The following is a 15697-nucleotide window of genomic DNA, read 5'->3' on the forward strand; positions in this document are numbered from 1 at the left end:
TCGCTCCTCATGCCGCGCTGAAATCGAGGCCGATATCGGCGGCGGGCGCCGATTGGGTGAGCCGGCCGACGCTGATATAGGTGACGCCGGTTTCCGCGATGGCACGGATCGTGTCGAGCCGGACCCCGCCCGATGCCTCGGTCGGCACACGCCCGGCGACCAGCGCCACGGCCTCGCGCAGCATCGGCGGGGCCATGTTGTCGAGCAGCAGGTGCGTGGCGCCGGCATCGAGCGCGGGCGCGATCTGATCGATCCGGTCGACCTCGACGATGATCTGCGCGATCCCCGCCGCGACGGCGCGGCGCACCGCCTCGCCCACCGATCCGGCGACGGCGACGTGATTGTCCTTGATCATCGCCGCATCCCACAGCCCCATGCGGTGATTGCGCGCGCCGCCCATGCGAGTCGCGTATTTCTCGAGCAGGCGCAGGCCGGGCAGCGTCTTGCGCGTATCGAGCAGCGTCGCGCCGGTGCCGGCGATCGCATCGACATAGCTGCGCGTCAGCGTGGCGATGCCCGAAAGGTGCTGGACGGTGTTGAGCGCGGATCGCTCGGCCGTGAGCATCGCCCGCGCCTGGCCGCGCAGCCGCAGCAGATCGGTGCCCGCAGGCGCGACCGCGCCGTCCGCGACCAGCCGCTCGATCGCCACCGCCGGGTCGAGCGTGCGGAAAAACGCCTCGGCAATGCCCAGCCCCGCCACGACGATCGCGTCGCGCGTGTCCATCACACCATCGAAGCGCGCATCGGCGGGGATGACCGCCGCAGAGGTGATGTCGCCCGCGCCGCCCAAGTCTTCGGCGAGGGTGGAGGCGATGAAGGCGGGGAGATCGAAACCGGGGAGCGCAAAGGTCATGCGCGGGGTCTAGCCGCGTCCGCGGGCATTGTCAGCCCGCGCGCGAGCGGGTTAGATCGTGGACGGAGGGGGCCAACAAATGATCGCTACGATCGAGGATTTCCGCGCGAGAAGGAGTCGGGGCCGGGGAGGCCCGTTGACCGGGGCCGATCGGATGCTGCTCGACACGCTGGGGCTCGGGCTGGAACAGACCTTTACCAAGCTCGCCGAACAGCCGTCGTCCGAGCAGTTTGCGGCGTGGGTCATGGAGACAGCGGGGGCGCCCGATCCGATGCAATGGGCGCGCTATCAGGCGCGAGTCGCGGGCGCGCCGATGCCCGACGATGTCCGCGCATGGCTTGAGGCGGTGGAGACGGCCCCGCCGGTGCTCGACGCCGCCGACCTCGCCCATTGGGACGCGCAGGGCTATGTCATCCTGCGCGGCGCGATCAGCCGGGACGAGGCGGCGGCTGCCGAAGCGCTGCTGTGGCGCGTGATGGGCGCTGCACCCGATGATCCGGAGAGTTGGTACGGGCCGCGCACGCACGGCATCATGGTCCAGCATTTTCAGGACCCCGCACTCGATGCCGCCCGCCACAGCCCGCGCGTGCACAAGGCATTCGCCCAGCTATGGGGCACCGCCGATCTTTGGCCGTCGGTGGATCGGATGAGCTTCAATCCGCCGGAGCGGGGGGACTATCGCTTTCCGGGGCCGCACCTGCATTGGGACGTCAGCCTGATGCTGCCCATCCCCTTTGCGACGCAGGGAATCCTGTATTTCACCGACACCGCCGCCGATCAGGGTGCGCTGTCGCTGGTGCCCGGCTTTCACCATCGGCTGGAGGCGTGGCTGGCGGAACTGGGCGATGCCAATCCGCGCACGGTCGACCTGAGCGCGGAAGCCGTGCCGATCCCCGCCGGGGCCGGCGACCTGATCCTCTGGCGCCAGGACCTGCCGCACGGCGCCAGCCCGAACCGCGCGTCGCGGCCCCGCATGGCGCAGTATGTGAACCGCTATTCGCCCGACCTGACCAGCCACCCGGTGTGGCTCTGAGCCGCTGGCCAGGCGCGCGGACACCTTCTCCGTCATGCCGGCGAACGCCGGTATCTCGGGCAGCATCGCAACCCCTGAGGCCCCGGCTTTCGCCGGGGTGACGGCGAGAGGGCCGCCGAAGAGTATTACGCGCCGCTAGACGCACGCGCACCGGGAACGCGACGCGCAAATCCCGCGATCAGTCGCCCTTGTCGACCGGTCCCGCCACCGCCGGCACGGGCCCCAGGTCACCCTGCCCCACCGTGCCGCTCGCCATTTCGAGCATGCGGTCGAGGCTCTTCTTGGCGCGCAGGCGCAGGCCTTCCTCGATTTCGATGCGCGGCGTCAGGTCGCGCAGCGCGAGGTAGAGCTTTTCCATCGTGTTGAGCGCCATGTACGGGCAGATGTTGCAGTTGCAGTTCCCGTCCGCGCCCGGCGCGCCGATGAAGGTCTTCTCCGGCAGCGCCTTTTCCATCTGGTGGATGATGTGCGGCTCGGTCGCGACGATCAGCGTGTCGCCGGGGAAGGCCTGGGCGAACTCGAGGATGCCGCGCGTCGATCCGACATAATCGGCATGGTCCAGGATGTGCGGCGGGCATTCGGGATGCGCCGCGATCGGCGCGCCGGGGTGCTGGGCGCGCAGCTTGAGCAGTTCGGTTTCGCTGAATGCCTCGTGCACGATGCACACGCCCGGCCACAGCAGCATCTCGCGGTTCAGCGTGCGCTGGAGATAGCCGCCCAGATTCTTGTCGGGGCCGAAGATGATCTTCTGGTCGCGCGGAATCTGGCTGAGGATCTTTTCCGCCGACGAGCTGGTGACGATGATGTCGCTGAGCGCCTTCACCTCGGTCGAGCAGTTGATATAGGTGAGCGCGATGTGATCCGGGTGCGCGGCGCGGAAGGCGGCGAACTGATCGGGCGGGCAGCTGTCTTCCAGGCTGCATCCGGCGTCCATGTCGGGCAGCACCACGATCTTGTCGGGCGACAGGATCTTGGCGGTTTCCGCCATGAAGCGCACCCCGCAAAAGGCGATCACGTCGGCGTCGGTCTCCGCCGCCTTCTTGCTGAGGTCCAGGCTGTCGCCGACGAAATCGGCCAGGTCCTGCAATTCGGGCTTCTGGTAATAATGCGCGAGGATGACGGCGTTGCGCTCCTTGCGCAGCCGTTCGATTTCGGCGCGCAGGTCGAGCCCGCTCAGGCTTCCGCCGATACCGTTCCGTGCGTCCATGTCCGATCCCCTGATACTGCGCGGCTGCACATGGCGCGCGCAGGCGCCGGGATCAAGGGAGCGGAGACGGCGGATAGGCGAGCGGCGCCACCCCGGCCCCCGGCGAGCCTGCCGTGGCCCAGGCATAAACGGGGAGCATCGCGGCGCTGTTGCCGACCAGTTCGATCGCGCACTGCATCGCCACGATCGCGCCGATCCCCCACCACCACGCCGGATGCACCGAACCGCGCCGGCGCAGATCGCTTGCGACACCGATCAACGGGAACAGCATCACCGCCGCGAACACCGACAGGCCGACGAACGGAATCAGGAAGGGCACCGGCAGCAACCTTCCGAACGCCGGGCCGGTCAGGATCGCCATGCCGCAATACAGCAGCCGGCGATGCCAGTCGGTGCGCCGCCGCAGCACGATCGCCGCCCCGGCCAGCGCGGCGAACACCAGCACGGTCAACGGGTTCATCAGCAGGAAATAGGCGGGCGTGAAGAAAAACGGCACGGCGGCCCTTCGCGCCATTTCCACCGTCGTGAAGGTGCCGACCACCACCAGCAGCGGCACCCAGACCACCGCCAGCCAGCCCAGCCGGCGGTGCAGCGCGACCGCGCCGTTCGCGACCAGCACATTCTGAAGCAGGTACAGCGCGACCCAGCCGAAGAACACCACGGCATGGAAATGGACATAGAGCGGCGCGCCGAAGCTGGATCGCCCCATCGCCAGCTGGACCGAAAACCCCGCCGCGATGGTCGCCGCCATCACGATCGCCATGATCAGGAAAAAACGCCGGTCGTCCACTATACGCGGTGTCGGCGGTGCCATCGTCGCCATCGGTAATCCCCCCAGACCCGAGCCGGGGCGCAGAATACCTCATCAATCGTGCAGGTTCAACGCCTTCAGCGGCGATTGGCCAGCACGTCCTCGACCGGGCGCGACACGTCCCAGCGCTCGCCGTCGCGGCTGCCGCGCTCGCCGGCGAAATACACCTGGACCGTCGCGTCGATGCCCACGGCCTTGAGCGGCATGGCGAAGCTGCGCTCGACCGCGCGGCGGGTGGATTCGCGCGCCAGCTTCATCGGCGTCGCCTCGCGCGCCTGGCGCACCAGTTCGGCCTGCCCCGCCTTGCGGTTGGCGGCATCGAGCTGCCCCTCCACATCGGTGATGCGCATCAGGATGCCGCCATTGCTGTATTGGCGGATCGCATCGACATCGACCTCGGGGCCGACCACTTCGACCGGGGGCAGCGTGATCGTCATGCGCTTGGCCGCCGCATCCCAAACGACGTTCTGCTGCTGGAGCTTGGACAGGTCGACTTCGTAGCGGACCGTGCCGGGCATGATGAGCGTCTTTTCCGCCGTCAGCCCCAGCCGCGACTGTTTCGACGTCACTACCGCGACATAGCGCGCGGCAAAGGTGGACAGACGGTTCTGTTCGCGCAGCCCCTCCAGGCTGGCGCGCGCGATCGTCTCCGGGCTGGTGCCGCCGAACCACTCGCGCTTCACCGTGTCGCCCAGGAACCAGAAGCCCGCGCCGATCGACAGGACCAGTACGCCGAGCAGCAGCGCGAATTTCAGGCACCCCCAGGGGCGCGGGCGCGGGGTTACGCCGCCATCTTCCATCGTTCGCCCTCCTCGGTCACGATGCCGCGCGTGCGCAGGTCGATCAGGTGCGCCAGCACCGAACGCCCCGCCGCGCCGGTCAGGCGCGGATCGAGCCCGACATACATGCGCTCGACCATCGCGGGCACGTCGCGGGGTTCCTCGCGCAACAGGCGCAATATCTGGCCCTCACGCTGCTTGCGGTGGCCCATCAGCCCGCGCACGAAGCGCTGCGGCTTTTCCACCGGATCGCCATGCGCGGGATAATAGACGCGGTCGTCGCGGTCGATCAGCCGGGCGAGGCTGTCCATATAGCTCGCCATGTCGCCATCGGGCGGCGCGACCACCGTGGTCGACCAGCCCATGACATGATCGCCGGTGAACAGCGCGCCCGAAGGCGCCAGCGCGAAGCACAGATGGTTGGACGTGTGCCCCGGCGTGGCGACCGCGGTGAGCGTCCAGCCCGCGCCGTCCACGCTCTCGCCATCGGCCAGCACGCGATCCGGGGCATAGGCGGTATCGAACGCGGCGTCGGCGCGCGGGCCCGCATCGTCCATCGACAGCGGTGCACAGCCGATGATCGGCGCGCCGGTCAGCGCCTGTAGCGGGGCGGCGGCGGGGCTATGGTCGCGGTGGGTGTGGGTGCACAGGATCGCCACGACCGGGCGCCCCGCGATCGCCGCGACCAGCGCGGCCAGATGCTCGGGGCTGTCGGGACCCGGATCGATCACCGCCACGTCGGTGGTGCCGACCAGATAGGTCTGGGTGCCGGTATAGGTATAGGGCGACGGATTGGGCGCCAGCACTCGCGTCACCAGCGGCTCCATCGCCAGCGCTGCGCCTTTCATGGCCTCGGTCATGGGCCCGAGATGGCGGCTGCGGCGCCCGAACACAAGGGCGAGGGATGTGGACGAGGCCGGCCGCGAAGGAGTTGGAGACCGGCCGGCCCCGCCCGAAAGACGGCGTTTCGCGTGAACGCGAGACCCGAAACGCCGCCCTTTCCCTCTGTTCAGTCCTTTTCGGACTGTTGGCTGCGTACTTCGGCGATCGCCTCGTCGATCCCGGCAAGCGCTTCGGCACGCGCCTCGGCGGTCAGGCTCTTTTCGTTGGCGATCGAGGCGCGCGCGCTGTGCAGGCTGGCGATCGCGGTGCGCAGGCCCAGCGCCTTGCTGCGCGCCGCCGAGGCCTCGGCATTCGCAGCAATGATCTCGATGCGGTCGGAACAGACCGTCATGACATCGCGTCCGTTGACCGTGCGATGCTCGACCGTGGCGGTGCCGGGGCCGCAATTGCCGCCGCGTACTTCGGGGATCGATGCCTTGATCGCCGCTTCGTCGGGCATCGCAAACTCGGTCTTCCCGCCATCGGCGCGGACCATCACGATCTTCTTGATGCGCTTGCCGTCCTTGTCGGTCGTGGTGGTGGTGGTCGTGCTGATACTGCGCACGCCATGGGCCGCCGGCGCAGCGGGAACCACCGGCGCAAGGGCGGGGTCCGGCGCTTCGGGAGCGCTGGCCGCTGCCGGTGCCGAGGGGGCGGCAGGCGGAGCGGGCAGGTCCTGCGCCAGCGCGCTGACCCCCTTGCCCACCGACGTACGGATCTCCGCCGCCGCCTGCGTGCCCGAGGCAGTCAGCCCCAGCGCTGCCAGCGACAGCGCACTCATCCCCACCAGCCCGGCGGCAACGCGACGGGGCGACGTCTTCGTGGTCTTCGACAGCATCCGTAACCTCCCTTTCACTTCGTTGATCGTGTGCAGATGGCAGGCCGCCGAGACCGCGCCGCCATGGGCGGACTTCACGATCGCGCGGCCATAGGCGTGGCGCAGCGCCTGGGCGCGACCGGCCAGGACCAGCGCATCGCACGCCATTTCCTGATCGGCGCGAAAGGCACGGAAGGCGCGCCAGGCGACGGGATTGAACCAGTGGAGCGCCAGCACGACCAACGCGACCCAATTGGCGATCAAATCGCCCCGAACATGGTGGCCCAGCTCGTGCGCCAGCGCGAGGTCGCGCTCCAGTTCGTCATAGCGCTCCGCGAAATCGCGGGGGAAGGCGACATATTTGCGGAAGATGCCGAAGGCGAGCGGGCCATGCGCGGCATCGGTCTCGATCACCCGCACCCGCCCCTGTGCCACTGTGCGATCGACGCGCGCCCGGCGCAGCAGCGCGACGCAGAAGCGGCGATGCGCGATCAGGTGGTAGCCGAGGAACAGCAGCGCGCCGATCGCCCACACGCCCAGCGCCAGCACGAGCAGGCTGGGACCGCCGGCGACCGTGGTGGGCGGCACCAGCGCGACATTCGCGGCATGGCCGGCCAGCTCAACCTGGGTGACGATGGCGTCGCCCGCAAGCTCGGGCGGCAGCGTGGCGGGGTTCATCACGCCGACAGCGATGCCCGGGGCATCCTCTGCCTGGCGGGCCAGCGGCGCGAGCAGCCGCGACAGATGCCAGTCCCCCGGCAGCGGCGGCATCACCAGCCGGATGACCGGCAACAGCCACAGGGCATAGGCCATGTGGGGCCCGAACGCCTTGCGCACCGGGGCGCGGATCGCGAGCACCACCAGCATCAGCGCGGTGGTCGCGACAAAGGTTTCCACTGCCCAGCCGATCATGATTTCAGATCCTTCAGCAAAGCCTCGATCTCGACGATGTCCTGGTCGGTGATCTGGTCGCGTTCGGCGAGGTGCGCCACGAGCGGCATCAGCTTGCCGCCGAACAGCCGGTCCATCAGCTTGCGCGATTCGCCCGCGACATAATCGGCGCGCTGGACGAGCGGGCGATACAGATAGCGCCGCCCTTCCTCTTCATGCGCGATGATCGATTTGGCGAGCAGACGCCCGAGCAGCGTCTTGACCGTATTGGCGCTCCAGCCGCGCTCGGCGGGCACCCGCTCGGCGACTTCCTGCGCGGTGAGCGGTGCACGCTCCCACAGCACCTCCATCACGGCATGCTCGGCTTCGCTGATCCGTTCGGTCATGACATCCCTCTTATGACTACGCCTGTAATCGTCTCGATTACGTGTGTAGTCAATAGGCTGAATGCGGGATGAATGTTTCGGGTGCGGCGCGGCGGGGCGCGTCGAAGGGGCGGCCCTAAACTGTCGGAAATGCTTACAGTGGGCCGGGGTAGCGACGGGCCGTTAACCAAGGGAAGCCTCGGAAAACCGGGGATCCGCGACGCTGGCACGGCTGGTGCATCGTCATGCGCAACCCGAGCGCTTCGGCGCTTCGTTCAGGGTGGGTCGACCAGCTCCGGTCTCGCGTCGACCCACCCGCCCCGGGGTTTTTCAGCCTATGAAACAGCACCGCTCCCCTGCGAAAGCAGGGGAACAGAGTCGCAGGCGACTCGTTTGCGCCTCTGGGCCCCTGCTTTCGCAGGGGAACAGGGAGGAAACGATATGTGAGCGCCTACCTGGCCCTTCGCAGCGGGCAAGTCTGTCAGATCGCAATAGGCCGCCCCGCTTCCCTGCGAACGCAGGGGGCCAGAGTCGCGAGCGACTCGTTCGGGCTCTGGGCCCCTGCTTTCGCAGGGGCACTGAGGAGGGAAACGGTAGCGCAGCCCGCGCGGCCTTCACAGGGGGCGAGCCTTTCATCCTTCGCAGGGGGCGATTCTTTCCGATCGCAATAGGCCGTCCCGTTCCCTGCGAACGCAGGGGTCCAGAGTCGCACGCAACTCGTTCTGGGCTCTGGGCCCCTGCTTTCGCAGGGGAACAGGGAGGGGTTGAAACGGTATCCAAACCCCGCCCCTTCGCAGGGGCTCAAGCCTGTCAGATCGCAATAAGACCGTCCCGCTCCCCTGCGAACGCAGGGGCCCAGAGTCGCGGGCGACTCGTTCTGGGCTCTCTGGGCCCCTGCTTTCGCAGGGGAACAGGTGCGGTATCAGATCCCGAGCCTGCCCCTTTGCAGGGGCACAGCCCAATCAGGCCGCCGTCACGCCCTTGTCGGCGAGCAGCTGGGCCAGTTCGCCGCTTTCGTACATCTCCATCATGATGTCCGATCCGCCGACGAATTCGCCCTTCACGTACAGCTGGGGGATGGTCGGCCAGTCGGAGAAGGCCTTGATCCCCTGGCGGACGCCCTGGTCCTGGAGCACGTCGACGCTGTCGAATTCTGCGCCCAGATGGTTGAGGATGGCCACCGCACGGCTGGAAAAGCCGCATTGCGGAAACAGCGGGCTGCCCTTCATGAACAGCAATACGGGGCTGGCATCCACCAGGCCCCGGATACGATCCTGCACTTCGTCGGTCACGTCGTCTTACTCCTCGACTGGCGCTTCGGTGGTGAGCTGGAGCGCGTGAAGCTCGCCGCCCATCCGTCCGCCCAGCGCCGCATATACTGCCTGATGCTGCCGCACGCGCGGCATGCCCTTGAACATGGGGGCGACGACGCGCGCTGCATAGTGGTCGCCATCGCCGGCCAGATCGGTGATCTCGACGCGCGCATCGGGAATCCCTGCGCGGATCAGCGCCTCGATATCGGCAGCGGCCATCGCCATGTTACTTGGATTCCATCAGCTGGCGACGCGCCTCGACGGTCTGCTCCGCCACGGCGCGGCGCACGGTCGCCTCGTCGATCTCGACCCCGGCGGCGAGCAGATCGCCCACCAGCTTGCGGATCACGTCCTCATCGCCCGATTCCTCGAAATCGGCCTGGATCACGGCCTTGGCATAGGCATCGGTTTCCTCAGGGGTCAGCCCCATCTTGGCCGCCGCCCATTGGCCCAGCAGCTTGTTGCGGCGCGCGGCGATGCGGAACGCCATATCCTCGTCGCGAACGAATTTCGCTTCGAATGCCCGTTCCCGATCGTCGAATGTGGTCATTGTTGGCCCTTTGCTAAACTAGCCCCCGAGATAGGGGGGCGGCGTCGCACTGGCAACGGGGTGGCGCGGTTCAGACGCGCAGAGCGAGAAGGATCATGCCGCCGATGAGAAGCACCGGCGCGGAAAACGCGGCGATCACGCCCGGCCATCCCCATTTGCGATAGGCAAATTCGACTCCGCCTTCGAACAGGAGTTGCAAAAGGGCTTCGATCAACTCAGGCATCGCCGCAGCGTGCCGCCGCCACAGGCCGAATGCAACGAGGCTGCGATGCCCGCGAGGCTCAGTCGCTAACCCGCACCACCAGCTTGCCGATCGCGGCGCGGCTCGCCATGCGGGCGATCGCCTGCCCCGCATCGGCCAGCGCGAACGTTTCGGTGACGTTGGGGGCGATCCGGCCTTCGCTCCACAGGCGGAACAGATGATCGACATGCGCCTGGTTCGCGCGCGGATCGCGCGCCGCGAAGGCGCCCCAGAACACGCCGCACACGTCGCAGCTTTTCAGCAGCGTCAGGTTGAGCGGCAGCCGGGGGATGCCCGCCGGGAAGCCGACGACCAGATAGCGCCCCTCCCACCCGATCGCGCGCAGGGCCGGTTCGGCATAGTCGCCGCCGACCGGATCGTAGATCACGTCCGCCCCGCGCGGGCCGACCGCCGCCTTGAATGCCTCGGCCAGCGCCTTGGACTGGTCCTTGTCGAACGGCGCGCGGGGATAGACCAGCGTGGTGTCGGCGCCCGCCGCGCGCGCGGCCGCGGCCTTTTCCTCCGAAGATACCGCCGCGACCACGGTGGCGCCGAACGCCTTGCCCAGTTCGATCGCCGCCAGCCCGACGCCGCCCGCCGCGCCCAGCACGAGCAGCGTCTGCCCCTCGCGCAGATGCCCGCGATCGAGCAGCGCGTGGATGGTCGTGGCATAGGTGAGCAGCAGCGCCGCCCCCTCCTCGAAACTGCGGCCTTCGGGCAGGCGATAGAGCTGCCCCGCGCCCAGCGCGAGTTTCTCGACCAGCCCGCCATGCCCCGGCACTGCGATCACGCGGTCGCCCGGCGCCCATTCGGTCACGCCTTCGCCGACCGATTCGACCACGCCGGCAATCTCGCCGCCCGGTGCGAAGGGGCGCTGCGGCTTGAACTGGTATTTGTCCTCGATGATGAGGACGTCGGGATAGTTGATCGCGCAGGCGCGCACCGCGACGACCACCTGCCCCTTGGCCGGGACAGGATCGGGCAGTTCCGCCAGACTTAGGGTTTCAGGTCCGCCCGGCGCCGTCGACAGCAATCCCTTCATGCCCTGCTCCTACTGTGATCCAGGGGCGCGAAGCGGCGACACCGGATTCGTATTTCGAAATCTCGGTATCTTTTGCCAGTGTCATGCCGATCTCGTCCAGCCCCTGCATCAAACAGTCGCGGCGGAACGGATCGAGGTGGAAGGGGAAGCGGTCCTGGAACGGCGTGGTGACGCTCATCGTCTCCAGGTCGACGGTCACTTCGTCGGTCTGCGCAACTTCGACCAGCCGGTCGATCGCGTCCTGCGGCAGCACCACGGGGACGATGCCGTTCTTGAACGCATTGCCCGAGAAGATGTCGGAAAAGCTGGGCGCGATCACGGCCTTGATCCCCATGTCGGCCAGCGCCCAGGCGGCGTGTTCGCGGCTGGAGCCGCATCCGAAATTGTCGCCGGCGATCAGCACCGGGCTGCCGGCATAGCGAGGATCGTCGAAGATATTGTCAGGCTGTGCGCGCACGCTTTCGAACGCGCCCTTGCCCAATCCCTCCCGCGTCGTGGTCTTCAGCCAGTGCGCCGGGATGATGATGTCGGTGTCAATATTCTTGGCGCCCCACGGATAGGCGCGCCCGTGCACCTGGCAAACGGGTTCCATCAGCTGTTCCTCCTGTGCTGCCCCGCCGGGCCGCAAAGGGGCCTCAGCGTCGGGCGGTCTGGCCGGCGGGGGCCAGCGGCTTGCTCTGCGCGGTCGCGTAGGCGGCGGCGAGGCCGCTCAACACGGTTCCGGCAATCAATGCGATCAACGCGCGCTTCATGGGTAGTCCCCCTCATGCGTCCGCTGCCGCCATCAAATCCCTGACGTCGGTCAGCCGCCCCGTCACCGCCGCCGCCGCCGCCATTGCGGGTGAGACGAGGTGCGTCCGGGCGCCCGGACCCTGGCGTCCTACGAAATTTCTGTTGGAAGTTGAAGCACAACGTTCACCCGGCGGCACTTTATCCGGATTCATCGCGAGGCACATCGAACAGCCCGGCTCGCGCCATTCGAACCCCGCGTCGAGGAACACGCGGTCCAATCCCTCGGCCTCGGCCTGCTGCTTGACCAGGCCCGAGCCCGGCACGATCAGCGCCTGGCGCACGCGATTCGCAACCTTGCGCCCGCGCACCACGGCGGCGGCGGCGCGCAGATCCTCGATCCGGCTGTTGGTGCAGCTGCCGATAAAGACATTCTCGATGGCGATGTCCTGCATCCGCGTGCCCGGCGTGAGGCCCATGTAATCGAGCGATTTCTGCGCCGCGACGCGCTTCGACGGATCGGGGAAGCTCTCCGGATCGGGCACCACGCCGGTGATCGGCACGACGTCCTCCGGGCTGGTGCCCCAGGTGAGCGAGGGTGCGATCTCGTCGGCGTGGAGCGTCACCACCTTGTCGTACACCGCGCCCGCGTCGCTGGGCAGCGTGCGCCAATAGGCGACGGCGCGGTCCCATGCCGCGCCCGTCGGCGCCATCGGCCGGCCCTTCAGATACTCGAACGTCTTTTCGTCCGGCGCGATCAGGCCCGAGCGTGCGCCGCCCTCGATCGACATGTTCGACACGGTCAGCCGCCCCTCGACCGACATCGCGCGGATCACTTCGCCGGTGAATTCGATGACATAGCCCGTGCCACCAGCCGCACCGATCTTGCCGATGATCGCCAGCACCACGTCCTTGGGGCTGACGCCGTGGCCGAGCGTGCCGTCGACGCGGACTTCCATCGTCTTCGACTGCGCGAGCAGCAACGTCTGCGTCGCCAGCACATGCTCGACTTCGGACGTGCCGATCCCGAACGCCAGCGCTCCCAGCGCGCCATGCGCCGAAGTGTGGCTGTCGCCGCATACCAGCGTGGTGCCCGGCAGGGTGAAGCCCTGTTCCGGCCCAATGACGTGGACGATCCCCTGCCGCGCATCGAGCGCGTCGATATAGGGCACGCCGAATTCGGCGACGTTCGCGCGCAGGGCCGAAAGCTGCCCCGCGCTGGCCGGATCGGCGATCGGCAGCGGATTGCCGGCGGCATCGACGCGCGCGGTGGTCGGCAGGTTGTGATCGGGCACCGCAAGCGTCAGGTCGGGCCGCCGCACGGGGCGGCCAGCGGCGCGAAGCCCGGCAAAGGCCTGGGGGCTGGTGACTTCGTGGACGAGGTGCCGATCGATATAGACCAGGCAGGTTCCATCGTCCCGGCGCTCGACCACATGGTCGGCCCAGATCTTCTCGTACAGCGTGCGGGGTTGGCTAGACATGCGGGCGATCTAGTCCAATCGTGCGCAGAGGCAAGGCTGAACGCAATTTTGTGCTGTGGTCGATGGCTGATCGGCAGCGGCTATCTCTACCGCTTGCAGGTGCCATAGCTGATAAGCACATCGGTCCCGATTGAAGCGACCTCCACCGCCGAACCGTCATCTGCGATCTTCGTAAAAACCCCATTTGCGGGGAGCGCCACGATTCGGAAAATGCCCGAGCGACTGGTAACGGCCTGATTCTGTTGAAAAACTCGCCCTTGAAGTTGCACTGAGGGTCTGATTCACTCTTCGCAAGCAGTCGGAGGGCGGGCCGATGATGGGCGAGCGGACGGTGGCGCAGGAAGCGTTGTTCTACAGTTTCAACCTGGACCGGCATGTGCCGCCGGATCATCTGCTGCGCTCGATCGACCGGTTCGTGGACCTGTCCGATATCCGCGAGCATCTTCGGCCCTTCTACAGCGAGACCGGTCGGCCATCGATCGACCCGGAGTTGATGATCCGGATGCTCATCATCGGTTATTGCATGGGCATCCGATCCGAGCGGCGGCTGTGCGAGGAGGTGCATCTCAACCTCGCCTATCGCTGGTTCTGCCGGCTGGGGCTGGAGGGCAATGTGCCCAACCACTCGACCTTCTCGAAGAACCGCCATGGCCGCTTCCGCGACAGCGATCTGCTGCGTGCGTTGTTCGAGACGACCGTCGCGCGGTGCATGGCTGAAGGCCTGGTCGGCGGCGAGGGCTTTGCGGTCGATGCCAGCCTGATCCGCGCCGATGTGAGCCGCCAGCACGCCGTCGATCGCCCCGAGCAGTTGCCGGACGGGTCCACCCGCCATGCGGTGCGCGAGTATCTCGCGGTGCTCGACGATGCCGCGTTCGGCGGGGCAACGCCGGTCGCGCCCAAGCAGTTGGCGGTGGCCGATCCGGCCGCACGCTGGACCGCGGCAACACGCGAGCGCGCCTTCTTCGCGTACTCGACCAACTATCTGATCGACCTTGAGCATGCGGTAATCGTCGACGTTGAGGCGACCACATCGATCCGCCAGGCCGAAGTAACGGCGCAACGAAGGATGATCGAGCGCACCCAGGCGCGGTTCGGACTATGGCCCGAGCGGCTCGCGGCCGATACCGGCTACGGCGATGCGGCCAACCTTGCCTGGCTGGTTGAGGAAAAGGGCATCGCGCCACATATCCCCGTGTTCGACAAGTCCGCCCGCCGCGATGGCACGTTCGAGCGCCCGGCGTTCGCGTTCGACCGGGAGGACGACAGCTACATCTGCCCAGGCGGCAAGCGGTTGCGGCAACGGCAGAAGACCTATCGTGAACCACGCCCGTTCGTCGATGAGAATGGCCTGATGCGCTATCGCGCCAGCAAGCTCGACTGCGATGCCTGCGATCTCAAGCCACGCTGCTGCCCCAACGCGCCAGCCCGCAAAATCCTGCGCTCGATCCACGAAGGCGCACGCGACATGGCCCGCGATATCGCGACGAGCGACGCCTATGTCACGTCCCGACGCCAGCGAAAGAAGGTCGAGATGCTGTTCGCGCACCTCAAACGAATCCTGAAGCTCGATCGCTTGCGCCTGCGCGGACCAAATGGTGCAAAAGACGAGTTCCTCCTCGCCGCCACCGCCCAGAACCTCCGCAAGATGGCCAAGATCATCCCGATGCCGGCGCAGACGGTGCCCGCCTGAGGCCCAGCACTCGCGCTCACGCCAATCGCCCCAGCCAATCAATCCCCCCGCGCGCCGACTTCTTCAACACAATCGGCCTGATAGGAATCGCACCCATTCGTATCGCAGCGCGAGTAGGTTCTAGTTCTTTCGTCGAATGTCGCCCAGACAACGGGTGGCAGGGCTCTGCACTGGCCGTCCGGTGAGCACTGGCGCTTGACGGTAAAGTCGCAACGATAGGGTTCTGCGGGCGGCGCAACCGAGGTCGCAAGCATTACCACGCATATCGCTGCCACCTTCATAATCCGCCTCCGAGGCAGATGGTAGGGTGTTTACCAGATCGATTCTAGCGGCCATGATCCGCAGGATCGCTGCAGGGTAGACAGCGGGCGGCCGGTGCTGCTTCCTGGCGGGAGGGGGCGGCATGACTGACGGCATCACTAAGAAAATACGCTTTTATCAGCGCTGGAACTGGTGGAAGGTCGGCTTCTTCGTGATGCTAGTCCTGTTCGAGTTCGCACGTGAGATTGCTGTCCTCGGTGTAGCGACGAAGGCACAACCGAACGTCGCGGCGTCTGTAACGAGTTTCCAAGGCTACACTGTCGCGAAAGGGCGATGGACAAGGGTCGACGGTGGCGGTGCGCTAATGCCCGCTACGGTTACGATCCAATGTGTGCGCGAGCGTAGTGAATGTGTCGAGGCCGCCGTTCGCGTCTTGGGCACTTATGTCTCCGCGCCTGACGTGAACATTTATCCCGCGACGTTCACGAAGGACTCTATTTCATACGAAAGCGCCCATCACCTCTGCGTCACTTACTCAACCCGGATCGACTTAAAGCTTCAGAAGGTTTTCGCCGTGCGCGACAAGAAGGCGAACGCGACAGAGCCGCTGTGCCGGCCCACCGAGGCTCGAGTCGAGATGCAGCTTGGAAACGGATTCGACGCCGACCGCGAACCTCTGAAAAGCCACTTTGTACCGCTCATCAGCGCGTTTGCCGCGATCTTAAACGCCGTGTAGGGCCCTTCCCGCACAG

The 15697-nt window shown here is 67.0% G+C and carries 17 protein-coding genes; 3 read left to right on the forward strand and 14 right to left on the reverse strand.

All coding sequences use genetic code 11. From position 1 onward, the window contains the following. Window positions 1–7 precede the first annotated feature (7 nt). Window positions 8–853: a carboxylating nicotinate-nucleotide diphosphorylase gene (gene nadC, locus ACG3SL_RS13665; protein ID WP_448661712.1), complete on the reverse strand. Its 846-nt coding sequence runs from the start codon at window positions 851–853 to the stop codon at window positions 8–10. A gap of 136 nt (window positions 854–989) precedes the next feature. Here nadC and ACG3SL_RS13670 point away from each other — a divergent pair, with 136 nt between their 5' ends. Then, complete coding sequence (locus ACG3SL_RS13670; protein ID WP_448661713.1) at window positions 990–1886, forward strand: phytanoyl-CoA dioxygenase family protein; 897 nt, start codon at window positions 990–992, stop codon at window positions 1884–1886. Between the two features lie 178 nt (window positions 1887–2064). Here ACG3SL_RS13670 and nadA read toward each other — a convergent pair whose 3' ends face one another. From nadA to leuC, 13 genes are all read right to left on the reverse strand, one after another. Then, entirely contained in the window at window positions 2065–3093 is a 1029-nt protein-coding gene (nadA, locus tag ACG3SL_RS13675) for a quinolinate synthase NadA (RefSeq protein WP_448661714.1), read from the reverse strand. Window positions 3094–3145: 52 nt separating this feature from the next. Then, on the reverse strand, window positions 3146–3916 hold the full coding sequence (locus ACG3SL_RS13680; protein WP_448661715.1) for a hypothetical protein: 771 nt from the start codon (window positions 3914–3916) through the stop codon (window positions 3146–3148). Window positions 3917–3981: 65 nt separating this feature from the next. Then, entirely contained in the window at window positions 3982–4704 is a 723-nt protein-coding gene (locus tag ACG3SL_RS13685; RefSeq protein ID WP_448661716.1) for a DUF4230 domain-containing protein, read from the reverse strand. Beyond that, the gene (locus tag ACG3SL_RS13690; RefSeq protein ID WP_448661717.1) at window positions 4686–5543 is read right to left on the reverse strand and encodes an MBL fold metallo-hydrolase; all 858 of its coding nucleotides are present in this window, start codon (window positions 5541–5543) and stop codon (window positions 4686–4688) included. Before ACG3SL_RS13690 ends, ACG3SL_RS13685 begins: the two co-directional genes overlap by 19 nt. A gap of 149 nt (window positions 5544–5692) precedes the next feature. Next, on the reverse strand, window positions 5693–7294 hold the full coding sequence (locus ACG3SL_RS13695) for a M56 family metallopeptidase (RefSeq protein WP_448661718.1): 1602 nt from the start codon (window positions 7292–7294) through the stop codon (window positions 5693–5695). Further along, window positions 7291–7659: a BlaI/MecI/CopY family transcriptional regulator gene (locus ACG3SL_RS13700; RefSeq protein WP_448661719.1), complete on the reverse strand. Its 369-nt coding sequence runs from the start codon at window positions 7657–7659 to the stop codon at window positions 7291–7293. The genes ACG3SL_RS13695 and ACG3SL_RS13700 overlap by 4 nt, the downstream gene beginning before the upstream one ends. Window positions 7660–8600: 941 nt before the next feature. Then, window positions 8601–8930: a Grx4 family monothiol glutaredoxin gene (gene grxD, locus ACG3SL_RS13705; RefSeq protein WP_448661720.1), complete on the reverse strand. Its 330-nt coding sequence runs from the start codon at window positions 8928–8930 to the stop codon at window positions 8601–8603. A 6-nt stretch (window positions 8931–8936) separates the two neighbouring features. Beyond that, entirely contained in the window at window positions 8937–9176 is a 240-nt protein-coding gene (locus tag ACG3SL_RS13710; protein ID WP_448661722.1) for a BolA family protein, read from the reverse strand. A 1-nt stretch (window position 9177) separates the two neighbouring features. Beyond that, window positions 9178–9501: a DUF1476 domain-containing protein gene (locus ACG3SL_RS13715; protein ID WP_448661723.1), complete on the reverse strand. Its 324-nt coding sequence runs from the start codon at window positions 9499–9501 to the stop codon at window positions 9178–9180. Window positions 9502–9571: 70 nt separating this feature from the next. After that, window positions 9572–9724, reverse strand: coding sequence for a hypothetical protein (locus ACG3SL_RS13720; RefSeq protein ID WP_448661724.1), 153 nt, complete (start codon window positions 9722–9724; stop codon window positions 9572–9574). Between the two features lie 58 nt (window positions 9725–9782). Continuing rightward, window positions 9783–10784, reverse strand: a complete 1002-nt coding sequence (locus ACG3SL_RS13725) for an NADPH:quinone oxidoreductase family protein (protein ID WP_448661725.1) — start codon at window positions 10782–10784, stop codon at window positions 9783–9785. Beyond that, window positions 10747–11376 carry a 3-isopropylmalate dehydratase small subunit gene (leuD, locus tag ACG3SL_RS13730; protein WP_448661726.1) on the reverse strand — a complete coding sequence of 210 codons (630 nt, stop codon included), beginning with the start codon at window positions 11374–11376 and terminating at the stop codon, window positions 10747–10749. Before leuD ends, ACG3SL_RS13725 begins: the two co-directional genes overlap by 38 nt. A 172-nt stretch (window positions 11377–11548) precedes the next feature. Then, the gene (leuC, locus tag ACG3SL_RS13735; protein ID WP_448661728.1) at window positions 11549–12994 is read right to left on the reverse strand and encodes a 3-isopropylmalate dehydratase large subunit; all 1446 of its coding nucleotides are present in this window, start codon (window positions 12992–12994) and stop codon (window positions 11549–11551) included. Window positions 12995–13307: 313 nt separating this feature from the next. Between leuC and ACG3SL_RS13740 the strand changes: the two genes are divergently transcribed. Together ACG3SL_RS13740 and ACG3SL_RS13745 are read left to right on the forward strand one after the other, a co-directional pair. Beyond that, entirely contained in the window at window positions 13308–14684 is a 1377-nt protein-coding gene (locus ACG3SL_RS13740; RefSeq protein WP_448661729.1) for a transposase, read from the forward strand. 403 nt (window positions 14685–15087) lie between these two features. Continuing rightward, the gene (locus ACG3SL_RS13745) at window positions 15088–15681 is read left to right on the forward strand and encodes a hypothetical protein (protein WP_448661730.1); all 594 of its coding nucleotides are present in this window, start codon (window positions 15088–15090) and stop codon (window positions 15679–15681) included. The last annotated feature ends 16 nt before the right edge of the window (window positions 15682–15697 follow it).

The organism is Sphingomonas degradans (genome assembly GCF_053502645.1).

Bases quoted from the DNA above. Each gene is read 5' to 3' on its own strand.
- nadC (WP_448661712.1), bottom strand. From the start codon at position 853: ATGACCTTTGCGCTCCCCGGTTTCGATCTCCCCGCCTTCATCGCCTCC.
- nadA (WP_448661714.1), bottom strand. From the start codon at position 3,093: ATGGACGCACGGAACGGTATCGGCGGAAGCCTGAGCGGGCTCGACCTG.
- ACG3SL_RS13680 (WP_448661715.1), bottom strand. From the start codon at position 3,916: ATGGCGACGATGGCACCGCCGACACCGCGTATAGTGGACGACCGGCGT.
- ACG3SL_RS13685 (WP_448661716.1), bottom strand. From the start codon at position 4,704: ATGGAAGATGGCGGCGTAACCCCGCGCCCGCGCCCCTGGGGGTGCCTG.
- ACG3SL_RS13690 (WP_448661717.1), bottom strand. From the start codon at position 5,543: ATGACCGAGGCCATGAAAGGCGCAGCGCTGGCGATGGAGCCGCTGGTG.
- ACG3SL_RS13695 (WP_448661718.1), bottom strand. From the start codon at position 7,294: ATGATCGGCTGGGCAGTGGAAACCTTTGTCGCGACCACCGCGCTGATG.
- ACG3SL_RS13700 (WP_448661719.1), bottom strand. From the start codon at position 7,659: ATGACCGAACGGATCAGCGAAGCCGAGCATGCCGTGATGGAGGTGCTG.
- ACG3SL_RS13710 (WP_448661722.1), bottom strand. From the start codon at position 9,176: ATGGCGATGGCCGCTGCCGATATCGAGGCGCTGATCCGCGCAGGGATT.
- ACG3SL_RS13715 (WP_448661723.1), bottom strand. From the start codon at position 9,501: ATGACCACATTCGACGATCGGGAACGGGCATTCGAAGCGAAATTCGTT.
- ACG3SL_RS13720 (WP_448661724.1), bottom strand. From the start codon at position 9,724: ATGCCTGAGTTGATCGAAGCCCTTTTGCAACTCCTGTTCGAAGGCGGA.
- ACG3SL_RS13725 (WP_448661725.1), bottom strand. From the start codon at position 10,784: ATGAAGGGATTGCTGTCGACGGCGCCGGGCGGACCTGAAACCCTAAGT.
- leuD (WP_448661726.1), bottom strand. From the start codon at position 11,376: ATGGAACCCGTTTGCCAGGTGCACGGGCGCGCCTATCCGTGGGGCGCC.
- leuC (WP_448661728.1), bottom strand. From the start codon at position 12,994: ATGTCTAGCCAACCCCGCACGCTGTACGAGAAGATCTGGGCCGACCAT.
- ACG3SL_RS13740 (WP_448661729.1), top strand. From the start codon at position 13,308: ATGATGGGCGAGCGGACGGTGGCGCAGGAAGCGTTGTTCTACAGTTTC.
- ACG3SL_RS13745 (WP_448661730.1), top strand. From the start codon at position 15,088: ATGACTGACGGCATCACTAAGAAAATACGCTTTTATCAGCGCTGGAAC.